General features: G+C 28.5%; 20 protein-coding genes and 3 pseudogenes. 11 read left to right on the forward strand and 12 right to left on the reverse strand.

Going from position 1 to position 23595, the window contains the following annotated elements; all coding sequences use genetic code 11:
* Positions 1 to 77: 77 nt before the first annotated feature.
* Together IPK18_06050 and IPK18_06055 are read left to right on the forward strand one after the other, a co-directional pair.
* Positions 78 to 1493 (forward strand): MBOAT family protein, encoded by a 1416-nt coding sequence (locus IPK18_06050; protein QQR99070.1) that lies wholly within the window; start codon positions 78 to 80, stop codon positions 1491 to 1493.
* Positions 1493 to 2575 (forward strand): hypothetical protein, encoded by a 1083-nt coding sequence (locus tag IPK18_06055; protein ID QQR99071.1) that lies wholly within the window; start codon positions 1493 to 1495, stop codon positions 2573 to 2575. The genes IPK18_06050 and IPK18_06055 overlap by 1 nt, the downstream gene beginning before the upstream one ends.
* Here the strand turns inward: IPK18_06055 and IPK18_06060 are convergent.
* The 3 genes and pseudogenes from IPK18_06060 to IPK18_06070 all read right to left on the reverse strand — a co-directional run bounded on the left by IPK18_06060 (position 2567) and on the right by IPK18_06070 (position 5271).
* Positions 2567 to 3211: a 4'-phosphopantetheinyl transferase superfamily protein gene (locus IPK18_06060; GenBank protein ID QQR99072.1), complete on the reverse strand. Its 645-nt coding sequence runs from the start codon at positions 3209 to 3211 to the stop codon at positions 2567 to 2569. The genes IPK18_06055 and IPK18_06060 overlap by 9 nt on opposite strands.
* Before the next feature lies 1 nt (position 3212).
* Positions 3213 to 3767 carry a hypothetical protein gene (locus tag IPK18_06065; GenBank protein QQR99073.1) on the reverse strand — a complete coding sequence of 185 codons (555 nt, stop codon included), beginning with the start codon at positions 3765 to 3767 and terminating at the stop codon, positions 3213 to 3215.
* Between the two features lie 8 nt (positions 3768 to 3775).
* A pseudogene (locus tag IPK18_06070) lies at positions 3776 to 5271 on the reverse strand (2,3-bisphosphoglycerate-independent phosphoglycerate mutase).
* Between the two features lie 101 nt (positions 5272 to 5372).
* On the opposite strand from IPK18_06070, the gene IPK18_06075 reads away from it, so the two are divergent.
* Complete coding sequence (locus IPK18_06075; GenBank protein QQR99074.1) at positions 5373 to 5765, forward strand: DUF4783 domain-containing protein; 393 nt, start codon at positions 5373 to 5375, stop codon at positions 5763 to 5765.
* Positions 5766 to 5768: 3 nt separating this feature from the next.
* Here IPK18_06075 and IPK18_06080 read toward each other — a convergent pair.
* A pseudogene (locus IPK18_06080) lies at positions 5769 to 6828 on the reverse strand (NAD(P)-dependent glycerol-3-phosphate dehydrogenase).
* Positions 6803 to 8473: a 1-acyl-sn-glycerol-3-phosphate acyltransferase gene (locus IPK18_06085; protein ID QQR99075.1), complete on the reverse strand. Its 1671-nt coding sequence runs from the start codon at positions 8471 to 8473 to the stop codon at positions 6803 to 6805. The pseudogene IPK18_06080 and the gene IPK18_06085 overlap by 26 nt, the downstream one beginning before the upstream one ends.
* A 95-nt stretch (positions 8474 to 8568) precedes the next feature.
* Here IPK18_06085 and rsmA point away from each other — a divergent pair, with 95 nt between their 5' ends.
* Complete coding sequence (gene rsmA / locus IPK18_06090; protein QQR99076.1) at positions 8569 to 9351, forward strand: ribosomal RNA small subunit methyltransferase A; 783 nt, start codon at positions 8569 to 8571, stop codon at positions 9349 to 9351.
* On the opposite strand, the gene IPK18_06095 is transcribed toward rsmA, so the two are convergent.
* From IPK18_06095 to IPK18_06125, 7 genes and pseudogenes are all read right to left on the reverse strand, one after another.
* Entirely contained in the window at positions 9352 to 9720 is a 369-nt protein-coding gene (locus IPK18_06095) for a gliding motility lipoprotein GldH (protein QQR99077.1), read from the reverse strand.
* A gap of 104 nt (positions 9721 to 9824) precedes the next feature.
* Positions 9825 to 11273 (reverse strand): O-antigen ligase family protein, encoded by a 1449-nt coding sequence (locus IPK18_06100; protein QQR99078.1) that lies wholly within the window; start codon positions 11271 to 11273, stop codon positions 9825 to 9827.
* Positions 11260 to 12057: a hypothetical protein gene (locus IPK18_06105; protein ID QQR99079.1), complete on the reverse strand. Its 798-nt coding sequence runs from the start codon at positions 12055 to 12057 to the stop codon at positions 11260 to 11262. The genes IPK18_06100 and IPK18_06105 overlap by 14 nt, the downstream gene beginning before the upstream one ends.
* Before the next feature lie 58 nt (positions 12058 to 12115).
* On the reverse strand, positions 12116 to 13852 hold the full coding sequence (locus IPK18_06110; protein ID QQR99080.1) for an Ig-like domain-containing protein: 1737 nt from the start codon (positions 13850 to 13852) through the stop codon (positions 12116 to 12118).
* Positions 13853 to 13875: 23 nt separating this feature from the next.
* Positions 13876 to 15739, reverse strand: a pseudogene (mnmG, locus tag IPK18_06115) (tRNA uridine-5-carboxymethylaminomethyl(34) synthesis enzyme MnmG).
* Positions 15740 to 15921: 182 nt separating this feature from the next.
* Positions 15922 to 16956, reverse strand: a complete 1035-nt coding sequence (locus IPK18_06120; GenBank protein QQR99081.1) for a PorP/SprF family type IX secretion system membrane protein — start codon at positions 16954 to 16956, stop codon at positions 15922 to 15924.
* A gap of 4 nt (positions 16957 to 16960) precedes the next feature.
* Positions 16961 to 18211 carry a hypothetical protein gene (locus IPK18_06125; GenBank protein QQR99082.1) on the reverse strand — a complete coding sequence of 417 codons (1251 nt, stop codon included), beginning with the start codon at positions 18209 to 18211 and terminating at the stop codon, positions 16961 to 16963.
* A gap of 57 nt (positions 18212 to 18268) precedes the next feature.
* On the opposite strand from IPK18_06125, the gene IPK18_06130 reads away from it, so the two are divergent.
* The 7 genes from IPK18_06130 to IPK18_06160 all read left to right on the forward strand — a co-directional run bounded on the left by IPK18_06130 (position 18269) and on the right by IPK18_06160 (position 23590).
* Positions 18269 to 19024 carry a segregation/condensation protein A gene (locus IPK18_06130; GenBank protein ID QQR99083.1) on the forward strand — a complete coding sequence of 252 codons (756 nt, stop codon included), beginning with the start codon at positions 18269 to 18271 and terminating at the stop codon, positions 19022 to 19024.
* Positions 19025 to 19046: 22 nt separating this feature from the next.
* Positions 19047 to 19559: a hypothetical protein gene (locus IPK18_06135; GenBank protein ID QQR99084.1), complete on the forward strand. Its 513-nt coding sequence runs from the start codon at positions 19047 to 19049 to the stop codon at positions 19557 to 19559.
* Positions 19560 to 19651: 92 nt separating this feature from the next.
* A complete protein-coding gene (locus tag IPK18_06140; protein ID QQR99085.1) occupies positions 19652 to 20062 on the forward strand; it encodes a hypothetical protein in 411 nt (136 codons plus the stop codon).
* A 109-nt stretch (positions 20063 to 20171) separates the two neighbouring features.
* Entirely contained in the window at positions 20172 to 20771 is a 600-nt protein-coding gene (locus IPK18_06145) for an O-antigen ligase family protein (protein ID QQR99086.1), read from the forward strand.
* Positions 20764 to 21348 carry a nicotinate-nucleotide adenylyltransferase gene (locus IPK18_06150; protein ID QQR99087.1) on the forward strand — a complete coding sequence of 195 codons (585 nt, stop codon included), beginning with the start codon at positions 20764 to 20766 and terminating at the stop codon, positions 21346 to 21348. The genes IPK18_06145 and IPK18_06150 overlap by 8 nt, the downstream gene beginning before the upstream one ends.
* A gap of 546 nt (positions 21349 to 21894) precedes the next feature.
* Positions 21895 to 22911, forward strand: coding sequence for a quinolinate synthase NadA (nadA, locus tag IPK18_06155; GenBank protein ID QQR99088.1), 1017 nt, complete (start codon positions 21895 to 21897; stop codon positions 22909 to 22911).
* A gap of 37 nt (positions 22912 to 22948) precedes the next feature.
* Complete coding sequence (locus IPK18_06160; GenBank protein QQR99089.1) at positions 22949 to 23590, forward strand: hypothetical protein; 642 nt, start codon at positions 22949 to 22951, stop codon at positions 23588 to 23590.
* Positions 23591 to 23595 lie beyond the last annotated feature (5 nt).

Consider the following 23595-nt stretch of genomic DNA (forward strand, 5'->3'; position numbering starts at 1 on the left):
GTTTCCTGCTATTTTTCCCTATCTTTTTGTTGTTATACTTCAAAATTGCAAAAAAGCATCAATGGAAACTATTGCTATTGAGTGGATATTACTTTTATGGTTCATTTGCTCCAAAATATTTACTGATTTTGGTTGCCATTACACTTAATGATTATTTTGCTGGACAAAAAATTGAATCATCAACGACAAATGCTCAGAAGAAAAGATGGTTATTTTTGAGCATAGGCATGAACTTAGGTATCTTGTTTTTCTTTAAATACATAGATTTTTTAGATGATAATGTGCGAAGCTTATTTGAACTCTTGCATTTGCCGTACTTTGTTCCTAATGATTTTTTCAATAATATTATTGTGCCTGTTGGTGTTTCGTTTATCACATTTCAATCATTAAGTTATACCATAGATATATACAAAGGATTGATAAAACCAGAAAAACACTTAGGGTACTTTGCTACGTTTACTGCATTTTGGCCAGTAATGGTGAATGGTCCAATTGAAAGAGCAAAAAACTTATTACCACAATTAAAGGTTGCTCATGATTTTGATTATGACAGAACACGAAGTGGGTTGATAAGAATGTTGTTTGGTTTCTTTAAAAAATTAGTGATAGCAGATAGATTGGCATTTTTTGTTGATGATATGTATTTGCATTTTAATGATGCAAGTGGATGGACAATAATATTGGGTGCTACGTTATTTTTCTTTCAAGTGTATTGTGATTTTTCTGGATACTCAGATATTGCCTTAGGTGCAGCAAGAATAATGGGCATCAATATTACTGAAAACTTTAAACGACCATTCTTTTCAAAAAATTTGGCTGAGTTTTGGACAAGATGGCATGTTTCATTATCAACTTGGTTGACTGATTATGTGTTCTTTTATTTAGGTGCATACAAATCAACAGGAATGAAAGTTGTGTTTAATGTAATCTTCGTTCTTACCATATGTGGTTTATGGCATGGTGCAAATTGGCCAATGATATTGGCATTTTCTATGATAGGTGTTGCAATGGCAATACGCTACTTGTGGCAATACAATGTAGTAAGAAACATTAAACCAAGCAATGCTTATAAACTGTTTGATAAATATTTTCCAGATTGGGCACATGTAGCAACAACAATTGCTATTTTGGTTTTTTGTTTTTTATTATTTAGAGTACATACAGCTCAGCAAGTTTGGAATGCTATGCATCCTACAGAAACGACAAGTTGGTGGCATATTGCATCATTACTATATACTAAACTATTTCATCTTGCTAGTGCCAATTATTTTTATGCTTGGATAACACACAAAGGCATTGTAGAATTTGTTTGTGGTATATTCTTTTTAGCAACACTTGTTTTTATAGAATACAAAATAGGTGATACACCAATTGATACTGTGATTATGAATAAAAGCAAAAATATTAGATGGTTAATTTATATACTTTTTGCTTTGTCTATTACCTGGTTTGGTGTGTTTAATAATACATCATTTGTCTATTTTCAATATTAATGAAAAAAGTAATAAAAAAAATATTTATACTTTTTATTATAATTGTTTGTACATCAACAATCATACATTTATTTGTACCATTTTTTTGGGGCGATTATACTCAAACTACAAAAATATTACACTACCAAAAAAATTATGCTAACTATAATACTTTATTTTTTGGTGGTAGTTTAGAGTATAGACACATACATCCAACTGTGGTTGATGCCACTTTGAAAAAAGAAAACATTCAACTAAAATCTTTTAATATGGGTGTTGATGGACATAATATCATTCAACAACTACGAGATGTTGATGGTGTTTTGAGGATAAAAAATCCGAACCTAAAATATATTTTCATTTCTTTGTCTAGTGAGCCATATTTCTTTAAGCCTAATAGAAATACAGCCAAATGGATTTCGTGGCACAATACCAAATCATATTTTAATGCCATGAGCATATTGCCTACCTTGGAAGATGATTGGGCAATAAAAGGTAGATATATGTTTTACTATACAATGTCATACATTAAAAACAAACTTTTTTTTGGTATTGTATCAAATTTATTACAAAGTTATAAAGATAGAGCTGATTTAGATTTGGCATATTTGGGCAAAAATAAAGATGGTTTTTTCTCTTACAATGAAGAGGAAAAATTATTATTACAAGATTATAAATGGGCTGATGAATTTGTATTAGAATCTAACGTTGTGTACAAAAATGATAAACGAAAAAGAGATAGCTTGACAAATAGTATTGCTGAATCTTTTAAAAATAGCAGCAAACTACAAAAAGTGAATAAAGCTGAATTAAATGTACTTCTCAACTTAGTGAAAAAATGCAATAAAAAAGGTATTGATGTCTATTTTATCTTGCCTCCACGTGCAAGAACAAGTTATAATTTTTTGTTGCCATTATATAATGCACTACCAGAAAACAGATGTATTGAATTGGCAAATCCTTTGCAATATCCTGAGTTTTATGATGTTCGTTATGGTTACAATTTTCATCATCTAAATTTGGAAGGCGCTAATTTGTATAGTAAAAAATTGGGCGAAAAAATTGGGCAACTTTTTAATAAAAACATTTCTGCTTTACAATAAAATTGACAGTTCTATTTTTTTTATATTGAGTATTTCGTCTTGATGTGTGGTGCATACACTTGCACTATATTGTTCGTCTATTTTGAGTAGTTGATAGTACATTTTTTGTTCATCGCAAAGTAACGATGATTCATCATAAATATTTGTTTTTCCTAAGATTTCAACGCCTCTTCCATCGCATTTTATGGCTGATTCTTTGATTGCCCAATAATCAAAAAAAACACTATTTGGGTTGCTTGCTTCTTGTATTCTTTGCCATTCTACATCATTAAAATATTTTTTAAATAATGTATTGTCTATGTTTCTGTGTTTTTCAATATCTATACCAATATTGTTGTTTTGTACTAATGCTAAAATTACATAATCGCCAGAATGCGATATATTGAAATCAATATCTTCTGCTAAGTATGGTTTTTCTTTTTTATGGTATTTTATGTCTGAAAGTGTGTATGCAATATTGTTTTGTTGTAATGCAAATTCTAATAATTTTTTGCCTAAAAATGTGTGCCATTGTTGTTGTTCAAACTTGTATTGTTTAATTTCATTTACAATATTTTGTGGCATTTCTTGTAATGCTTTTTCTAAAACATCATTATTATATTCTTCTTTTAATTCAGTATAATAAATACATATCATTTTATAAAAAGCTGATTTCTATATTTGATTTAAAATCTTTCATGAAAATGGCGCGCTGAGTTGCTTTTATTTTCAGCAATTTTGTTGGTATATATTCGATATCTTGTTCGCTTGAAAAAATTAAATTTTTAATTTCTTTATGTATTATAATTTTTTCTGTCTCGTTTCTTTTTCTATAAATGTACATGCTTTTGATTGGTGTTTTTGTTGATGTTGCATTATACATTTCTACTGCTACACTATCAAGTTCATGAATATAATTTTGTGTGTATAAGTGTTTTATATTTTCTTTGTTGATATCGCATTCTAACAAAACATTTAGTGTTTTACTCCAATCTACACTATCTTGAATTTGTGTTTCTTGTTTATCGTTTATTGTAATTGTTTTTTTTGCTTTCTTATTTTCTAATTGATTGTTGTGTATGTCTTCCTCCACCAATTTTGTAATATCAAAATTGTCTGGTGTTGTTTGCTTTATATTTTTTGCTTCCTTATTTTGATTGCAAGCAAATACAATTATTAATATAAATATGTAGTATATTTTGTTGTTTAACATGGTCATTTTTAATCTATCAATACATGACCTTCCATTTGTTTTGGAATTTCTAATTGCATCATCTTTAATATTGATGGTGCTATGTCTGCAAGTTTTCCTGGTCTTAGTTCGCCCTTATATTCTTTGTCTATTAAAAATAATGGTACTATGTTTTTGGTGTGTGCTGTATTTGGTGTGCCATTATCATTAATCATAAAGTCTGCATTTCCGTGATCTGCTGTTAGGAAAATGGCGTAATCTAATTCTAATGCTGCATTTACTAATTCTTCCACACATTTATCTACTGTTTCTGCTGCTTTTATGCCTGCTTCAAAAACGCCAGTATGTCCTACCATATCTGTGTTGGCAAAATTTAGGCATACAAAGTGTGGCTGATTTTCTTGTATAAATTGTATTGCTGCGTCTTTTATTTGGTATGCACTCATTTCTGGTTGCAAATCGTAGGTGGCAACTTTTGGTGATGGAATTAAAATTCGTTGTTCGCCATCAAAAGTTTGTTCTCTTCCGCCAGAAAAGAAAAATGTAACATGCGGATATTTTTCTGTTTCTGCAATTCTAAGTTGAGTTAGATTATTTTTTGCAATTACTTCTCCTAGTGAATTTGGTATATTATCTTTTCCAAAAATTGTTTTTACATTGATAAATGTTTCATCATAAATGGTCATTGTTACATAATACAATGGTATGATGTGCATGTCTAATTCTGGCATATCTTTTTGTGATAATACCTGTGTAATTTCTCTACATCTATCTGTTCTAAAATTGAAACATATTACTACATCATCTTCTTGAATTACTGCTTTTGGTTGTTTATCATCATTCAACAAAACAATAGGTTGTATAAACTCATCTGTTACATCATTTTGGTATGATGCTTCTATTGCTTCGCTAATATTTGAATAGGCTGTGCCTTTTGCGTGTACTAATAAATCGTATGCTAATTTTATTCTTTCCCAACGTTTATCTCTGTCCATTGCATAGTATCTACCACAAATGCTTGCAATTTGTGTGGTTGTATTTTTGCAATATTGTTCTAAGTTTTGTAGATATACCAATCCAGATTTTGGATCTGTGTCTCTTCCATCTGTAATTGCATGTACAAAGCAATTTTGTATTTGGTGTTCGTTGGCTGTTTTTATTAATTCTTTTAGATGGCTGGTGTGCGCATGAATGCCTCCATCTGACACTAAGCCCAAAAGTGAACTTTTTTATTATTTGTTTTAGCATAATTAAATGCTTCTAATAATGTTTGGTTTTGTTTTAGCTCTCCTGTTTCTCTTTTTTTATTAATTAATAATAAATCTTGATAGATAACTCTGCCTGCTCCTAAGTTCATATGTCCAACTTCTGAGTTGCCCATTTGGTCTGCTGGCAAGCCAACATATTCGCCATGTGTTAATAGTCCTGTGTTTTTGTATTTTAGATACAAACTATCTATGAATGGTGTTTTGGCTGCTTCTATTGCACTGTTTGCTGGGTTTCTGTTGATTCCCCAACCATCCATTATTGCTAATATTACTTTTTTTTGTTTGCCTTTCACGAATATTATTTTACTTTTGCGTACTTTGGCATAATATATGCGAGATATTATACGAATTTACTATTATGTTTGCTAGAATACAATTATTTGTTATCATTTTTTGTTTATGTTTTGTTCAACCTACAAGAGCACAAGATAATTCTAATGTTATTTTAAGTGATATTCAACAAGCCAATATTAATGATTTATCAAAATATTTTAATAAAAGAATAGATATTACTATTAATCAAAATGAGAATAACTATAGTATTGAACAAGCTGCTATTATTCTAAAGAATTTTTTGAGTGGTTTGACTGGTAGAGAAGTTGTTTTGTTGCAAAAAGGAAAATCTGAAGATAATACTCAATTTATTATTGGTTCTTTAAAATCAAAAACTGCAAAGTATAAGACATATATTCTTCTAAAAAATACGACTAAAGGATATCTTATTCATGATATTCGATTTGAGAAAGAATAGTTGTTATATGTAATCGGCATCTTGTCCAAATCTGTATTCCATTAGGTATTTTAATGCTTGCTCTACGCTCAAATCTTCAAATAGTACTTTGTACACATGATCTATGATTGGTGTTCTTACATTGTAATAGCTTGCAATTTTTTTACTGACATTGGCTGTTTTTATACCTTCTGCTACTTCTGTAGATGTTGCAATTATATGTTCTAATGTCTCTCCTTTTGCTAGCCTTGAGCCAACTGTAAAGTTTCTACTCATTGGGCTGGTGCATGTAGCAACCAAATCTCCAATGCCTGCTAAACCTAAAAATGCGTTTTTGTTTGCACCCATTGCTGTTGATAGTCTAATGATTTCGCCCATACCTCGAGTAATAAGAAATCCTAAGGCATTTTGTCCAAAACCTAATCCGCTTAATGCACCAGCTGCTAATGCCATTGTATTTTTTAATACGCCAGCTAGTTCTACTGAATAGATATCATTATTACCATATACTTGTAGTCTTTTGCTTCTAATGGCTTTTTCGCCTTCCTGAATTACTTCATTAAACTTGCTTGCTATTACGGTTGCTGCTGGATGCATGTTTGCAATTTCGCGTGCAAGGTTTAGCCGGACATACATCCTATTCTTTTTACGCTGTTTCTTCTAGTATTACTTGGCTCATCGTTTTTACATCATTGACATTTAGTTTTAAATCTTTATCTAACAATGATGTGCCTTCTTCTAGTTTTATATCAAAGCCTTTGGTGCAATGTATTATAATATGATCTGGATGTAATAGTGGTGCTATTTGTTTTATTGTACTTCTAAAATTATCTGAAGAAAGTGATGGAAAAATTAAATAGCATTGGCTTGTAATTTCTTGAAAGTCTGTGGTTGCTGTAATATTTGGATGAATTTGTTGTCCATTATTAGTTCTATCTCTATTAATGCTATCAACGGCATCTTGTCTTTTGGAATGCAGGTAAACTTTTTTGTTTTCTGCTAAGAGATTTGCTACTGCTGTACCAAAGCTTCCTGCACCAATTACTGCAACTGGATTATTATCTGATATATTTTTCAAGTCCATATCCGTTCATTCTATTGTGATAATAATATAGTAGGTTTAAATCTTCGCTTGTAATATTTCCATCTTTTGTTTTTAGTAAAGGTAGATTTGTATGATATATACTAATATTATGTATACCTATTTCTATAATTTCATCTAGTTCTTTTGTCGTTAAATTGGAAGAAAGTTTTAGTTTGTCTTTACTATTAAGTATGTATAATTCGTCTAAGATAATTTTCATATTCATTTTAAAGCTTTCCCAATCTATTTCTCTGTCTTCTTCTGGTAATCTTAGAATTGTGTACACATCGTTAGTATTTATTTTCTTTTTTAATAATTCAAAAGCAACAAATGGTACTACATGTGCTGTTTTTACTACATTATTTCTATGAAAACTATCTACTATTTTTTCGCCTAAGTATTGTGTGTATATTGTTTCTCTTTGGTCGTCTTTTTTAAATACGCCATTTGAATAAAAATATTTTTCTATATCTATTTTATTCTTATTTTTATCTATACTATTTCCTTCATCATCTATATCATTACCAAAAACATCCATTGGTTCTCCTAATGAAATATGTACATCTGATGATTTTGAAAATGTTTCCCAGAAAAATTTCCAGATTGTTTTGAATGGTAATTGTGTGCTTTCTTTTACTAAATATTGTTCTTTTCCTGTTCTTTTCAAATAGTCATCAATAAGTGAAGATGCTTCTAGTACAAAATTATAACTCAACACTAATGGTACTACAAATATTTTTGGTGCAAGACTAATTGGATTGGTTTCATAATGTTCTCTTTGTGCATCTAAGACAGTTCCTAATAATCCTAATTTTAAGTTAGTTTCTATTTCTCCATTTCTTGAACGTGTGCCTCCAGGAAAAAATATGGTATGTGCACCAGCAACAATGTTTGTTTTTGAGTATTGTTTGAGTGTTTCTATATATATGCTGTTCTTTTTTCGTCTATCTAATTTATAAGCACCTAAGTTGCCCATAAATAGTGAAAAAAACTTTGAATTAAATAGATTTAATCCTGCGCCGTATTGAAATGCTGGCATTCCAATATAATCCATTGCAAAACCAATCATCACTGAATCTAAGTTGCTAAAGTGTGTTGGTACAAGCACTATTGTGCCTTTGGTAGCTAAGCTTCTTATTTTTTCTACTTGTCCAGATACAATTAGCTTATCTAATAATGAATCTTGTGGTCTAAATATTTCCTTGATTCCTCCAAAATGTGAGTTGAATAATCTGGCAAAAAATCTTCTCAGTATTTGTCTTGCCAACCAATAAAGTTTTGGACTAAAGTTTCCCCACATTTCATTGGCATATCTTGTGGCTATTTTCTGTAAAATATCTTGATTGGTTTCTTCTAATTGAAATGATTCTTGTTCATTTGCAGTTTTTAGTGTTTCCTTTTTTATTCCTGACCAAAATTCTTTTTCATCTTCAGGATCTACTTCCCAAGGTTCTGTTTTTATTCTTATTCTTTCTTGGTATAATGTTTTTTTAATTTCTTCCTGAATCTTTTTTTCGGATTCGTAATTTTTATTCAGTTGAATTATTGTTTCAGATACTGTTTCCTGAAGTATCTTGTCTTTTTGTAAAGCAATTTTACTTATAGGCCAATCTTTGATTTTGTCTATAACTGGTTTGTAAATCATATTCTTTACATTTTGTTTTTTGCTAAATTAAAAATAACTAAAAATAAACAAAGAAAAGCAAGAATTAAAAATTACCTTTGTTTTGATAAATTACCATGATAAAAGCACAAAAGAGTTTTGGGCAGCATTTTCTGAAAGATAACAGTATTTTGAGTAAAATTGCAGATGAAGTAAAACTATCTGACAATGATTATAATAGAATAGAAATTGGTCCAGGCATGGGTGCCTTGACAAATTTCTTACTTCTACAAAATAAAAAACTTAGCTGTATTGAAGTAGATAAAAGATGTGTGGCTTTTTTAGAAGAAAAATATCAGAAGAAAATTGCTGAAAATCTTTTAGAAATTGTTGAAGCTGATTTTTTAAACATAAAACTAAATAGCTTTTTGCAGCAACAAACATTAATTGTTGGAAATTTTCCATATAATATTTCATCACAAATTATATTTAGTGTATTAGATGCTTATCAAAAAGTGCCAGTAATGATTGGTATGTTTCAGAAAGAAATGGCTGCGCGTGTGGCTGCTGCACATGGTAGCAAAACATATGGTATTATTAGTATTCTTACACAGTTTTATTATGATGTTACTTTTTTGTTTGATGTGCCACCATCTAGTTTTGTGCCTGCACCAAAAGTTGATAGTGCTGTAATAAAATTAGTTAGAAAAGATAATATAGATGAAAACTTCAATTATAGTTTACTCAAACATATTGTAAAAATGAGTTTTAACCAACGCAGGAAAATGTTGCGTTCTTCTTTGAAAAGCATTGTTCCTGCTGATATTTTGAAAGATGAATTTTATAATCTAAGACCAGAACAATTGAGTGTTTTGGATTTTATAGAGCTTACTAAAAAGTTGGAAAAACTCAACCAATAACTATTCTAAAACAACACCTACATCTTTTATTCCAAGCAATGGTTCTTGTCTCATTAGTTGAATTACTTTAATGGTGTACTTGCCTTTGTTTTTGAATTGTATGTTTTTTTCTATCGGGAAAATTTGTGTACATAAGCTACCTGTACATTTTCCATATGGCTTTCCAAGCTTGTTGTACAATGGTATTTCTATGTTTTTTAAATCTGGATTTTCTTTTGGTGTTTTTTGTATTATTCTTACCCAAAAATTATTAAACTCATAGTTTTTATTGTGCCTTACAGCTAGTTTTAATTGGTATTTTTTGTTTATGTCTTCAACATTTATTTCAAAGCTTAATGTGTCTTTTGCTTTCCATCCAGCTTCATTCACATTTTTGTACTGTGCATTTTTGTTGCTTAAGCTACATTAAACAATAGCAAACAAAGCAATAAAATATAGAATTTGTAATTTTTTCATGGAACACAAATATACAATTAGATTTTGGGTTTAACATTATTTCTATTGATGAAAGAAATTAATGCCAAATTTACAAAGAAAAGAGAGCCAACTTTGTTTGCTTCCACCAAATCACTTAGTGTATTGTTTACTAAAAAAGTCATGATGCTCATGGCAATTGCCATTACTAATATTTTGTTTTCTTTACTTTGTTGATGATGATATATTTTTTCAATATTTAATATTATATAATAAATAAATATTACAAATAAAATTAAGGCAAAAATACCTTGTTCTGTTAATAACAATAGAAAGTAATTATGTACTGTAGATTGTTCTTCATTGTCGCTAATGTATGTTTGATATGCAGCCACTGTGTATAGTTTGTAGTTGGCTGTAAAATTTCCTGCGCCTACACCATGCCACAACGTGTGTTTGGTCATTTTTATTGCTGCTAACCATCTATAAAATCTTTCAACTGTGCTCATGTCTTCCATTTCGAAAGTTGAATTTAGGTGTGCGTTCAAATCATCATGATAAATTGTAGTATCGTAATTTGGTGCGTATTTTAAGTAGTTATAATTTGATAATATATATGTTGAGAATAATATAATTGCTAATGTTGTAATTATTAGTAAATATTTACTCCATCTCATTTTGATGATAAATATATAAATAGGCATTGCCAACAAAGCTAACCACGCACCACGTGTGTAAGTAAAATATATAGCTGCTAATGTTGTAAGTATACTTATATCTATGAATAATCTTTTTATTGATTGTTTTGATGTGTTTATCCTTAAATAAAATAAAAATGGCAAAAGCATAGTAATGAAAACGCCATAGTTGACATGGTTTCTATAAATTGGAATAACTGCATTGTTTATAGTGTCAAAAGAAAAATTGTCTATTGCATGTAAGACTAATATTGTAATAATTGTAAAGAATGTTGGTATCCAAAGTGTCCAAAGTAGTTTTATTAATCTTTCTTTTTTTTGAATAAAAAATAGTGTAGCTAGATAAAATGACAATATGTATGCTGTTTTTACAATACAAATTTTGAGTGATACTATAATGTTTGTAGAAAGTATTGTACTACAATATGTAATGCATAAATGCAATATTAAAAATAAACTGATGGTATTTTTTTGTAGTATTTCTTTGCTTTTTTTAGTGAACAAAATACCAAATAGTGTTGTGTACATTGCCGTCAAAAACATTAATGGTTCTGATGGAATATCGAAAACGCTTTTATTAAAATCGTATTCTATTGTAAATGGCAACACAAATAATAGTAAAAAATATAGATGTGTTGGTTGATATATAAAATATATTCCAAATAAACATATTATTGGAATTATTGAAAAATATATACTATCAAAATATACTGATGAAATTAATATTATAATAAATAAAATAGAAAATATTATAAAACTTTTTTGTTTGTCAAAATAAAAATAGCTGTCTATTTTATTACTTGTTGGCATGTTTCACTTGTTCGTACACAATGGCAAATAACAAAGCTGTAGCAAATGTGATGATGCAAGAAAATAGCACAATTTGCCAACGCACTGGTTTTGATTTTTTTGGAGAAACATATGCATCTTCAATGATATAAATTGTTTTAAAATCATTATTCACAGAAATACTATACTGATTTCTTAAATCTTTGAATTTCTCCATGTTTTCAATTGCAACTGTATTTGTGTTTGATACTTTGCTGTTTTCTGCAATTAGTTGTTCTATTTGTTCTAATACTTTTTGTTTGTTTTCGAGAATTATTTGCTGTACTTTTTTTTCTGATAAGTGAACAATATCTTTTGCAATATTTGCTGCCAATTGTGCATCTGTGTCTAAAACAGTAACTTCTATTGCATCAGCATCATTTCTTTGAATAGTTATTAATGATGCATATTCTTTTTGTGTATAAAAATCTTCTAATGCTTTTGTTTTTTGTTTTATTTTATAATGTTTGTTTAATTTGTATTTTTCTATTATTTGTTGCGTGATTGATGATGATTTTGCTACAGCAATAAATCTGTCTGCATCATCTCTGCTGCCAAACATTGATATGTTTGCTGTATTCTCTTGGTTAAAAAGATTGGCTCTGTCTGTGCTTTGTGGATTTGTAACATATAGCTCTATCTTGGACTCAAAATATGGTGGCATAATGGCTGGCATTGTAATAATGCTACTCAACACAATTGCTAATATTGATAAACCAAGTATGTACTTTTTCCATTTAAAAAACATTTGAAACAATTCTGCCATAGGTATGCTAAGATAAACAAATATTAGTAATTATAAAGTCTATGAAATTTTGAGAAAACTATCTATCGCTTTTAATTCTATTATTTATATTTTCTTTTGGTATGTTTTTTTTGTTTATATTATTTTGATTTATTTCTTCTTTTAGATTTTTATTTTCGCTTGTCGCTTTTTGTATTTGGTTAAAATTTGGTTTTATGGTTTCTTCTGCATCCCAATTTTCTTTTACAATAATTGGTGTGTGTTTGTATGTTTTTTCTGGCAATGATTTTGTAGAAAAATTTCCGCTATTCCAAATTTCATTGTCATTATCATCTTTGATAAATTCTGCTTGATGGCTTCCTGCTTGTGTTAATCCAATGTTAATTTTAAACGAACGAGAATTGCGTAAATTTTGTTTTTCTAGTACATTGCCTTGATTATCTTTTAAAATGAAGATTAAATTGGTATAATTTGTGTCTAACTCAATGTTTATCAATAGCTTACCTCCTTTTTTGTTTTCTTCTACCAAAAACGAAATTTCTTGCATTTTGTTGTATTTTCCTGCTAAATCTTGCAAACTTGAATCTTGAAATATGATTTTGTAATTTTGTGCAGGTTTAAAACTACTTTTTATAATATATGTTTTTAAATCTTCTTTTCTCTCAATATTCATTTCAATTTTGTTTCCTGAAGAATCTATTAGTTGTATTTTGTTTGTATCAATATCTTGGATAGAATGAAAAATAGAAATAAGTTGTAAAGAATTGCTTTCTAATATTTTTAGATTTTTGGTTTTTGTTGTATCAAAAAATAATGCTAAATCTTTTTTTGATGTAATTTTCGTTTCTATAGAGTCGATAATTTCATCATTATGCTTGATAAAAAATTGTTGCATTCCTGTGTCTTGTTGCAAATTTGTAAAATATAGTTGTAGTTTTTTATCTTCTGGAAATGCAATTGCGTTAATATTGTTTGGTGTTAGTATTTGAATTTGATCTTCTTTTGGTGAAAATGTTTTGTTCCACGTGATGTTATATTTTCCATTTTGTATGTTTTTGTCTTTTTCTACTATGCGCCAATTTTCTTCTTCTGGCAAGAAAAATGGGATATTGATGTTCTCTAAATTGCTATCTACAACAATTTTATTATCTAAAAATCCGATTTGTTCTGTTGGCAAATCGTAATAATAATTACTGTTTTTATCATCTAATGCATAGATTTTATATTGTCCTGCTTTTAGGTTTTTCAAAGAAAAACTACCGTCAGTATTTATTTTTGTGATGTAATATGGTCTTTTGTTTGTAAAAGCAGAATCGTTCAAATCTTTGTATAATGTTACAAAAGCATTGGCTGGCAATTTATCTTCGTAGTTATGCAATTTTCCTTCAACAGAAATAGAATCTATATATGCGCCAGTAGAAAAAACGTAGGCATAATTATCTATTGGATTTCCTTCATTATTGTCTTTTAATTCATTACCAAAAAATATAGAATATGTTGTATTGCTATCTAGTTTTTCTTTGAATTGAATTTGTAATTCATTCTTTTTTGCTGTAATTTTTGGTTTTGGATCTACATCTGGTGTTATCAACACATTTTGTGGGTTTTGTAATGTTATCCATTCATCAAATAGAATTGAAATATCTTTTGAGCTGAAATTGGTTGAATTGTTTGCTGGTAAAGATGCTTTTACTTTTGGTGGTGTTGTGTCTTTTTCTCCACCTGTTGGCGAAGAAACTACAGCACAGCCATTGATAATTAAACAATGTAGTAATGCAATAATGTAATAATTTATCTTGCTTTTTAAATGGTACATTATTTAATTTTTTCTTTTGTTGATTATCTTCCTAAAAATACCATTAATACAGAAATATCTGCTGGCGAAACTCCAGAAATTCTACTTGCTTGCCCAATAGTTTCTGGCTTTATTTTGTTTAATTTTTGTCTGGCTTCTATAGATAAAGAAACTATTGTATTATAATCAAAATCTGGTTTTAATTTATAATGTTCTAATTTTTCCACTTTTTTTACTTGCTCGTATTCTTTTTCTATATAACCTTCGTATTTTATATTGATTTCTGCTTGTTCCAAAAACTCATTTTCATACTTATCTAAATGTGCTTTTATTGTAGGTACATTTTCTAGTAATGGTATTAGATTAATTTGTGGTCGTGTAATTATCTTCTCCAATTTAGTTTTTTGGTATAATGCAGTTGTTCCTACACTTTCAAAATAAGTATCTATATCATTTGGTTCTACGCTATAGTTTTTGGCAAAATCTGTTATTTCTTGTGTTGCTTTTATCTTTTCGTCTACTCTTTGTAGTCTTTCGTCTTCAGCAAAACCCAATTTATGTGATAATTCAGTCAATCTAATGTCTGCGTTATCTTGTCTGAGTAGTATTCTAAATTCTGCTCTTGATGTAAACATTCTGTATGGTTCTTCAGTTCCTTTGTTCACCAAATCATCTATTAGAACACCAATATAAGCTTCAGATCGTTTTAATATTAATGGTTCATTTTCTTTAACTGCTAAATGAGCATTTATTCCAGCCATCATTCCTTGTGCTGCAGCTTCTTCGTAGCCTGTTGTGCCATTTATTTGTCCAGCAAAGAAAAGGTTTTTAATTAGTTTAGTTTCTAATGATGTTTTAAGCTGTGTTGGTGGAAAGTAATCATATTCGATAGCATATCCTGGTCTAAACATTTTGCATTGCTCAAAACCTGGTATTTGTTGCAATGCTTTGTATTGTACTTCTTCTGGCAATGATGTAGAAAAACCATTTACATATATTTCCACAGTATTCCAACCTTCTGGTTCTACAAATATTTGGTGTCTATCTTTATCTGCAAAACGATTGATTTTATCTTCAATAGATGGACAATATCTTGGTCCTAAACCTTGAATTCTACCTTGAAACATCGGAGACTTATCAAAACCTTCTTTTAATAGTTCATGTACATTAGAATTGGTGTATGTTATCCAACAACAACGTTGTTCTTTTGGTTTTTCTATATTTTTGTATGAAAAGCCAACCACATGCTCATCTCCATTTTGGATATCCATTTTTGTATAGTCTAAGCTTCTGCCATCAATACGTGGTGGTGTTCCTGTTTTCATTCGTCCACTTTCAAAGCCCAGTTGTATTAATTGTTCTGTAATTCCAGTTGCTGCCTTCTCTCCTGCTCTTCCGCCGCCAATTTGTTTTTCTCCAATGTGAATAATTCCATTTAAGAATGTACCATTGGTTAATACTACTGCTTTTGCTCTAATTTCTGTGCCTAAACCTGTTTTAATACCACAAACTGTATTGTTTTCCACAATTAAACCATTCACCATATCTTGCCAGAAATCGATATTTGGTGTTTGTTCCAACATATCTCTCCACACTAAATGGAAATTCATTCTATCGTTTTGTGTACGTGGGCTCCACATTGCTGGTCCTTTAGAAAGATTGAGCATTCTAAATTGTATCATAGTTTTATCTGATACTATTCCTGAATATCCGCCCATTGCATCAATTTCTCTTAGAATTTGACCTTTTGCTACGCCACCCATTGCTGGATTGCAAGACATTTGTGCTATGGTTTGCATATTCATGGTAACTAACAATACTTTGCTACCCATTTTATTAGCCGCACACTGTCGCTTCACAACCTGCGTGTCCTGCTCCTACTACTATTACATCATACGTTTGAAACATATTACAAAGATAGAATTTAATTATTAAAAGGATTTTGAATTTTTATATGTTTTGGCTTATCTTACTAATCAACGATTTTATTCACATGTTTATAAGTGTTGTGTTTATATTGTGTGTATTGTTTCACGTGGAACTAATTTTGTTCTTTCTTTTAATTATAAATTATATTGTTTCACGTGGAACTAAAACTTAGGACAAAATAGTGGCATATTTACTTTTTGGTTTACTGGTTTTCCTGCGTAAATAATTGACACTTCTAATCCACCAACAGAATTTATTGCTTTATTAATGTCTTTAACCAAATTAGCGTCAGAAGAAATTGAAGTAAGAAAGTTTTTATATTGTATGCCTAGGTTGGTTGTTAGTATTCCATTTCCATCATAAAAAAAACCAACAATACCAGATGTTGTAAATGCATATCTTTTTTCAGATAGATTGAATGCTAAATTTGTTCCTACATTCCAGTCTAAATATTTTTTTTGCATAGTAAAAAATGCATTTGGTAAAATCATCATAATTTGTTTGATTTTGATTGACGCACCTGTGTGTATATTGTATCTTAGTTCTCTTTCATAAGATGAATTTAAAAATGTATATTTTGGCTGAAATGTATTGAAAAGTGAAATGCCTGCATAAATACCATATTTGTCCTTTTTGAATGATGATGACCATAATATTCCTAAATTTATTTCTGGTTTAATAAACTTATTTCTATCAAATTGTTCTAAGCTTGGCTTGGACAAATCAAACTCATCGCCTGTAAATTGTGATGCAAAATATAAATTATTATAATCAATAGCACGTTGTAGAAAACCAACTTGAAAACCTGCGCTTAAATAATGTTTTTTTCCATAACCCAAACCTTTGTGATACGCAACTGAAAGATTTAATTTATTCGTTCTTAAAACTGTTTGTCTATCATTGCCAAATAAAATACCTACGCCTAATATATCTTGATTAAGTTTCTTTCTCAATAAACCAAAATCTGCAGATGCTGCAATTGTTGTATATGGTGATGGTGCTTGTACTGTAAAATATTGCATTCTATAATTTGCAATAAAACGATATTCACTATTTATTTTTCCTGTCAATGCTGGATTTAAATTGAGTGGAGAATTGAAAAATTGAGCGAATTTATAATCTTGTGCTTTTGTAATGTTTGAAAAAACAAGAAGAAAACAAATTAAGCAAGTCGATAATGTTTTTTTTCTATTCATTTGTTTAATATTCTTCTATTAAGTATAATAATTTTTTATAAACATATTGATTTTGCAACAAATCATTATGAAATAATGAAACAAAATTACCATTTATTTTTTGTATATCTTCCAATTGTTTTTCTACGATTTGTGTAATACTATTATCATCTATCTTTTGGTAATACTGATACGTGGCATCCATAAATGAAAATGGTTGTATTAATAACGTTGTTTGTTCATTCTTCGTTAAATCAAAAAAATAAAATGCTTGTGTGGTGCCTGCTCTACAAGCTGAAATATTTGGATAACCTAATGAAAAATCTTTTTTGATTTCTTGTTTATTTAAAACCTGGAAATAGTCTGGAATCTTTATTTTTAGAAAATGTTGCCTGTTTGTTTCAATCTTTTTGTCTAAAATATATTCTAATTGCTTCTTTTCTGCAACAAAGTTTTCTTCTGAAAAAAAATATGAAGGATGAATGCCAATGGTTATTGAATTTTTGAATCTTTGAATAATTGCATGCAACATTTTATTCTTTGGACACACATTGCTGTTTTTCTCACCATCATCATTTAATAAGAAAAAGAAAAAAACTGGATTTTTTGTTTGTTCTATAAAAGCTGTGATTTCATCAAAAGTATCAAAAGCATCTTTGTGTTTTTGAAACAATACATTTCTAACTTCTTTTTTTAAAATATTTGGTGGATGCTTGAGCCAATTTCTGCCTTTGTATTGAAATGCATGATCGATATCAAAAGTATATGTTTTACTGAAAGTATGTTTTTTAAAAGTTAGATTTGGATCTTGTGCTAAAATTTGTTCTTTAAAATATATCAACCAAATTTCTACAATTGGTCTAAAATTGAAAACTGGTTTTGAAAGAATTGAATTGGATGAAATGTATCTTCCATGTTCGTCACTTTCGTTGGATAGATATTCTTCGTATCTGGTAATTAAATAAAAAATTGCTGAAAAAATATCAAACTTAATTGTTGTATTTTCATCTGTAGGAAATAAAATTGGCATCTCTCCTTCTTTTGAAATAAATACTTTTTGTGGTACAATATTATCTTCAATAAGAATATTTTCTTGTGGAATATTAAAAGTGTTTTGGAAAATGGTATTATTATAATTTATTTTAAAATCTTTGGATGCCAAAAATTCAATTTCGTTTGTAGTGATATGATAATCTAAATTAAAATATTGTTGAAACACAAAATCAAATACATATTTTATTCTGTTAGTAACTTTTTTAGTGTAGATAACTATCATCAATCAAAAATAAGAAATATTGTAACTTAGCATATCATAATAATGAACTAAAAAAATATGTCTGCACCTTTTTTAATACATCTTCCGCAATTTGAAGGACCTTTCGATTTGCTTTTATTTTTCATTGAAAGAGATGAACTGGACATTGAAGATATTCCTATTTATAAAATCACTACTGATTTTTTACAATACATACACAACTTAGAAAAATTAAATATTGAAGTTGCTAGTGAGTTTATGTTGGTAGCTGCAACATTAATGCGCATAAAAGCAAAAATGTTGTTGCCAAGAAAAGAACTAGATGAGCAAGGTAATGAAATAGATCCAAGACAAGAATTAGTACAACAACTATTAGAATATAAAAAAATAAAAACTGTAGTTGAAGAATTAAAAGACTTGGAAGCAAAACGTAGTTTAAGACATGTGCGTGGCAATCAAAAAAATGAAGTTGAACAATTAATAAAAATATTAGCTGAAGATGTAGATTTAGAAACTGTATCTATGTTCAAACTACTAAAAGCATACCAACGTGCATTAGACAAATACAAAACCAGAACAGAAAAAATAACACATAAAATAGTACAATATCAATATACAATAGAAGAAGAAAGAGGAAATCTTGCATTGTTTGTACAAAACAGAAAAAAAGCTTCTTTCTCAGATATACTATCATCTTGCCAAAATAAAATACATGCTGTGTTTATATTTTTGGGTATGCTTGAGCTTATTCAACAACAAGTTATTTTCTTAGTACTAGGCGAAGGAAATAATAACTTTTGGCTGAGTAGCACTGCTGTTGAAACAGAAAACTAAAAAATCAATAAAACTATTAAGTATGCAAAAAATAATATTAATATTAATAATAAGTTTTTTGCTATTAAGTAACACAAATGCACAAGAAAGCAAAGGTGCTATTGGCTTGCGTTTTGGTTATGGTTGGGGACTTTCTGGAAAATATTTTTTAGATAGAAATGGAAATGCATTAGAATTTACTTTAAAGCAAGGTGTACATGGTGTATTGTATAGTACAAATTTTGTAAATATTGCTACAACATACCAAAAACATTTTGAAATAGACAGACGTGGAAAATGGTTTTTCTATGTGGGTGGTGGTGGCGCATTTGGTGCAGGAAAAACAAGAAGTGACCAAAAAATAGTTTCTACTGGAATAGTACCAATTATTGGTTTAGATTTTTGGACTCAAAATTTAGTAGTGCCTTTCAATCTATCTTTTGACTACGCACCATCTATGTATTATGATAGAAACACAACAGCAAAGAAAAATGATTTTACCATAAATTATTTTAACTTCAATATTGCTGTGCGAATAGGTTTGGGTAGATTATAATTTTTTTCTAATTTTAGTCTATACTTTCAAACTAACTGAAATCAAATATACAATCATATTATTCACATGCATATTGCTTCACATTGTTATGCATGATAGTTGGTTTGTTTTTTAGTAATGCCTTGTTGAGCATTAGCACAGGCGTTTTGTTTGTTGTGTCAGGCATCAATCAAATTTATAAACAAGAAAAAATAAAATTCAATATATTACAATATGCATTTCTAAGCTTATTTATAATTTATTTTATCTGGAGTTTTTATCACTTTTCTACAATTAATGATAGTATAAAAATTATTGTTTCAAAACTAAGTTTGCTTGGTGTTGCATTGTTTTTACCTAATATTATTATACAAAAAAAACAACAGCAAACATTAATAAACATTGCATTATCTATTATTTTTATAATTTCATTATATACAATAATTCTATTTTTTAATGATACTATTTTTTTGGAAAGATGCTTACAGCAAAGGACAAGTATTGCCAACATTTATACATCATAGCAAATTTAGTTTTATACTATTTTGTAGCGTTGTTGTATTAATATTTAATTATAAAAACAAATATTATTATAATATATTAATTATTTATTTTATAATATACTTACATTTTTTGTCTGTAAAAACTGGTTTATTATTATTGTATCTATTTTTATTTTGTGTAATACTATATCAAATCGTCAACAAAAAATGGTACTACCTTTTGTTGTTTTTAGTTCCAATTATATTATATAAAGCAAGTCCAACTTTGCAGCAAAAACTTGCCTATATTGAGTACGATATTCATCAATTAAAAAATAAGAATAGTATAGAATATTCTGATGCACGAAGAATAATTTCTTACCAAATAGCATTTGATATTTTTAAAGAAAATAAATTATTGGGTGTTGGTTTGAGTAATTATAAAAACATTACACAAGAAAAATTTATAGAAAAATATAACTATTATGACAATGAAAAAATGATGTATGTACACAATTCATATTTACATATATTAGCAAGTTGTGGTATTTTAGGATTAATACTATTTTTAATAAGTATTATTAGTATAATATATTATTACATAAAAAAACAAGATTTTTTAGTTTTTAGTTTAGTTGCTTCATTTTTTATATGTTGTTTTTGGGATGCATACACAGAACAATTAGCTGGTTTGAGTATATTGATTTTAATTGTAATTTTAGGCAAACAATATGCAAACAAAAATGAATAATAAAATAATAGGTTTATACTTTGGTTCATTTAATCCAATACATATTGGACATTTGTTAGTTGCTACACACACACGTGAAGCAGCACAACTAGATGAAGTTTGGTTTATTGTTTCACCACAAAATCCATTTAAGCTCAATAGTGAATTAGCTGATGAACAACACAGACTAAATATGGTACAATTATCTGTTCAACAAGTTGATTATTTTAAAGCATCTGATATTGAATTTAATTTGCCAAAACCATCGTACACTTATATTACATTACAACAATTACAAGAAAAACATCCTGAGCATACATTTAAACTTATTATTGGTGAAGACAATGTAGCAAAGTTTGACAACTGGAAAGAAGTACAATGGATAAAAGATAATTTTGAAATATTGGTTTATAACAGGCAAACAAATAATAGTGAAAACACATTTATACACAATACATCATTCACAATTTTAAAATTACCAATGTTAGATATTTCTTCTACAGCAATTAGAAAAAGAATAAAAGAAGAAAAAATAATAACATTTTTTACAAGCAATAATGTAGAAAAGTACATAAAAGAAAATAATTTATACAAATAAAAACTAAAAAATATTTACACACACCAATGTTGGTAATATTTAAAAAGTATTGATTTTCAATTGTACTTATTCACACTAAAAAGAAGTGCATAAGTTTTCTAATTGTGAATTGAAGTAGATAAAAAAAAATAAAAAATTACTGTAAAAAAAAAATCACATACAAGTGAAAATATTAAAAATAAATGCACACTAAAAACAGAGAAATAGACATAAACCAACATAAATAAATATACACAATTAGTGTGTATTAATACTATACAGCAATGTTAGTATAAGTAGCTAAGAATATTATAAAATAGTATAAAAATCTACTAATCAATTCAATAAAAAAGTGAATAACTTGTGAATAAAGTCAAGCTATATAAAAACAAACAATTAAAAACTATACATCATAAAATATTTTTTCCACGAATTCACACAGGTAATAATGTATAATAAAATTTTAATTTTTTAATAAATTATAATACATTATTAGCATCACACTAAAACCAAAAAAATTTAAAAAAAATAAAAAATCAAACTATCTTGCATCATCAATTGTAAAAAATGGAAGAAATAATAGATTTTAAAGAAAAAGTTGCCGAGCTACCCAATCGTGGTTTTTTAGATATTCACATAGATCCAACATTAGATTTATTTGCAGAAATAGAAAAATTAAAAAAAGAAAAAAATGCAGTATTGTTGGCGCATTATTACCAAGATGCAGACATACAAGACATTGCAGATTTTATTGGAGATAGTCTACAATTGGCACAACAAGCAGAAAAAACAACAGCAGATATTATTTTGTTTGCTGGTGTGCATTTTATGGCAGAAACAGCTAAAATTCTTAATCCAACAAAAAAAGTAATTTTACCAGATTTAAACGCAGGTTGCAGTTTAGCAGATAGTTGCCCAGCTGATGATTTTGCGGCTTTCAAAAAAAAATTTCCCGGCTACGCCGTCGTTTCTTATATCAATTGCACAGCCGAAATCAAAGCTTTGTCTGATTATATTGTTACTTCATCAAATGCAGAAATTATAGTTAATTCAATTCCAAAAGAGCAAGGAATTATTTTTGCACCAGACAAAAACTTGGGCGCATACTTAGTAAAAAAATTAAATAGAGAAATGGTGTTGTGGGATGGTGCGTGCATGGTACATGAAATTTTCTCACTGGAAAAAATTATCAAGCTTAAAGAAAAACACCCAAATGCCAAATTGATTGCACATCCAGAGTGCGAAGCAGCAGTTTTGGATATTGCAGATTATATTGGTTCTACAACAAACTTATTAAAATATACGATTAATAGCGACGCAACAGAATTTATTGTGGCAACAGAAACAGGTATTTTGCACAAAATGCAACAATCATCGCCAGATAAAACATTTATACCAGCGCCACCTAACAACAGTTGTGCTTGTAACGATTGTCCACACATGAAGTTGAATACATTAGAAAAAATATATTTGTGCCTAAAATATGAATTACCAGAATTGTTGATGGACGAAGAATTGAGAATAAAATCAAAAATTCCAATAGACAGAATGCTTGAAATATCAGCACAAGCAGGTTTGAAATAAAAACATTAAATTGTAAATAAAACAAAGACAAAAAACTATGAAAAAAATTGCAACTGTATTATTAATTACTTTTTTATTGTATAATTATACTTTAGCACAAAAAAAAGCCATTACCGAAGAAGGAAAAGAAGTATTGCTTTTTGAGAATGGTACATGGAAATATACTGAAGATGAAGAAGGCGAAATAGAAGAAGTTGTAGAAATACCAGTAAATAATAAAAATTTTTTAAAAGACGAAAAAGCATCTTTTTTATTAAAAAGCACCAAAAATGAAATTGGTTATTGGCTTAATCCAAAAAAATGGACTTTCAAAAAAGCACAAAAAAATGAAGATGCAGAATATGATTTACAATACAAAGATGGCGATGCATATGCTATGATAATATCAGAAGGCATGGAAATTCCATTAGAAACACTAAAAGATATAGCTATAAACAATGCAAAAGAAGTATCAGCAGATGTTTCAATATCAAAACAAGAATATAGATATGTAAATGGTCTAAAAATATTGTACATGGAATTGGATGGTAGTATTAAAGGAATGAAATTTTCTTACTTAGGGTATTATTATTCTAATGAAAGTGGAACAACACAATTTGTATGTTTTACAGCACAAAACTTAAAAGAAAAATACAAAGAAGAAATAGTCACATTACTTAATGGAATAGTTGAGTATTAAAAAAG

It is taken from the genome of Sphingobacteriales bacterium (assembly GCA_016699615.1).
GTDB lineage: Bacteria > Bacteroidota > Bacteroidia > Chitinophagales > JADIYW01 > JADJSS01.

What these genes read in the sequence shown, in the direction of transcription:
- IPK18_06055 (QQR99071.1), top strand. Translation starts at nt 1,493, where the DNA reads ATGAAAAAAGTAATAAAAAAAATATTTATACTTTTTATTATAATTGTT.
- IPK18_06060 (QQR99072.1), bottom strand. Translation starts at nt 3,211, where the DNA reads ATGATATGTATTTATTATACTGAATTAAAAGAAGAATATAATAATGAT.
- IPK18_06065 (QQR99073.1), bottom strand. Translation starts at nt 3,767, where the DNA reads ATGTTAAACAACAAAATATACTACATATTTATATTAATAATTGTATTT.
- IPK18_06075 (QQR99074.1), top strand. Translation starts at nt 5,373, where the DNA reads ATGTTTGCTAGAATACAATTATTTGTTATCATTTTTTGTTTATGTTTT.
- IPK18_06085 (QQR99075.1), bottom strand. Translation starts at nt 8,473, where the DNA reads ATGATTTACAAACCAGTTATAGACAAAATCAAAGATTGGCCTATAAGT.
- rsmA (QQR99076.1), top strand. Translation starts at nt 8,569, where the DNA reads ATGATAAAAGCACAAAAGAGTTTTGGGCAGCATTTTCTGAAAGATAAC.
- IPK18_06100 (QQR99078.1), bottom strand. Translation starts at nt 11,273, where the DNA reads ATGCCAACAAGTAATAAAATAGACAGCTATTTTTATTTTGACAAACAA.
- IPK18_06105 (QQR99079.1), bottom strand. Translation starts at nt 12,057, where the DNA reads ATGGCAGAATTGTTTCAAATGTTTTTTAAATGGAAAAAGTACATACTT.
- IPK18_06110 (QQR99080.1), bottom strand. Translation starts at nt 13,852, where the DNA reads ATGTACCATTTAAAAAGCAAGATAAATTATTACATTATTGCATTACTA.
- IPK18_06120 (QQR99081.1), bottom strand. Translation starts at nt 16,956, where the DNA reads ATGAATAGAAAAAAAACATTATCGACTTGCTTAATTTGTTTTCTTCTT.
- IPK18_06125 (QQR99082.1), bottom strand. Translation starts at nt 18,211, where the DNA reads ATGATAGTTATCTACACTAAAAAAGTTACTAACAGAATAAAATATGTA.
- IPK18_06130 (QQR99083.1), top strand. Translation starts at nt 18,269, where the DNA reads ATGTCTGCACCTTTTTTAATACATCTTCCGCAATTTGAAGGACCTTTC.
- IPK18_06135 (QQR99084.1), top strand. Translation starts at nt 19,047, where the DNA reads ATGCAAAAAATAATATTAATATTAATAATAAGTTTTTTGCTATTAAGT.
- IPK18_06140 (QQR99085.1), top strand. Translation starts at nt 19,652, where the DNA reads ATGATAGTTGGTTTGTTTTTTAGTAATGCCTTGTTGAGCATTAGCACA.
- IPK18_06150 (QQR99087.1), top strand. Translation starts at nt 20,764, where the DNA reads ATGAATAATAAAATAATAGGTTTATACTTTGGTTCATTTAATCCAATA.
- nadA (QQR99088.1), top strand. Translation starts at nt 21,895, where the DNA reads ATGGAAGAAATAATAGATTTTAAAGAAAAAGTTGCCGAGCTACCCAAT.
- IPK18_06160 (QQR99089.1), top strand. Translation starts at nt 22,949, where the DNA reads ATGAAAAAAATTGCAACTGTATTATTAATTACTTTTTTATTGTATAAT.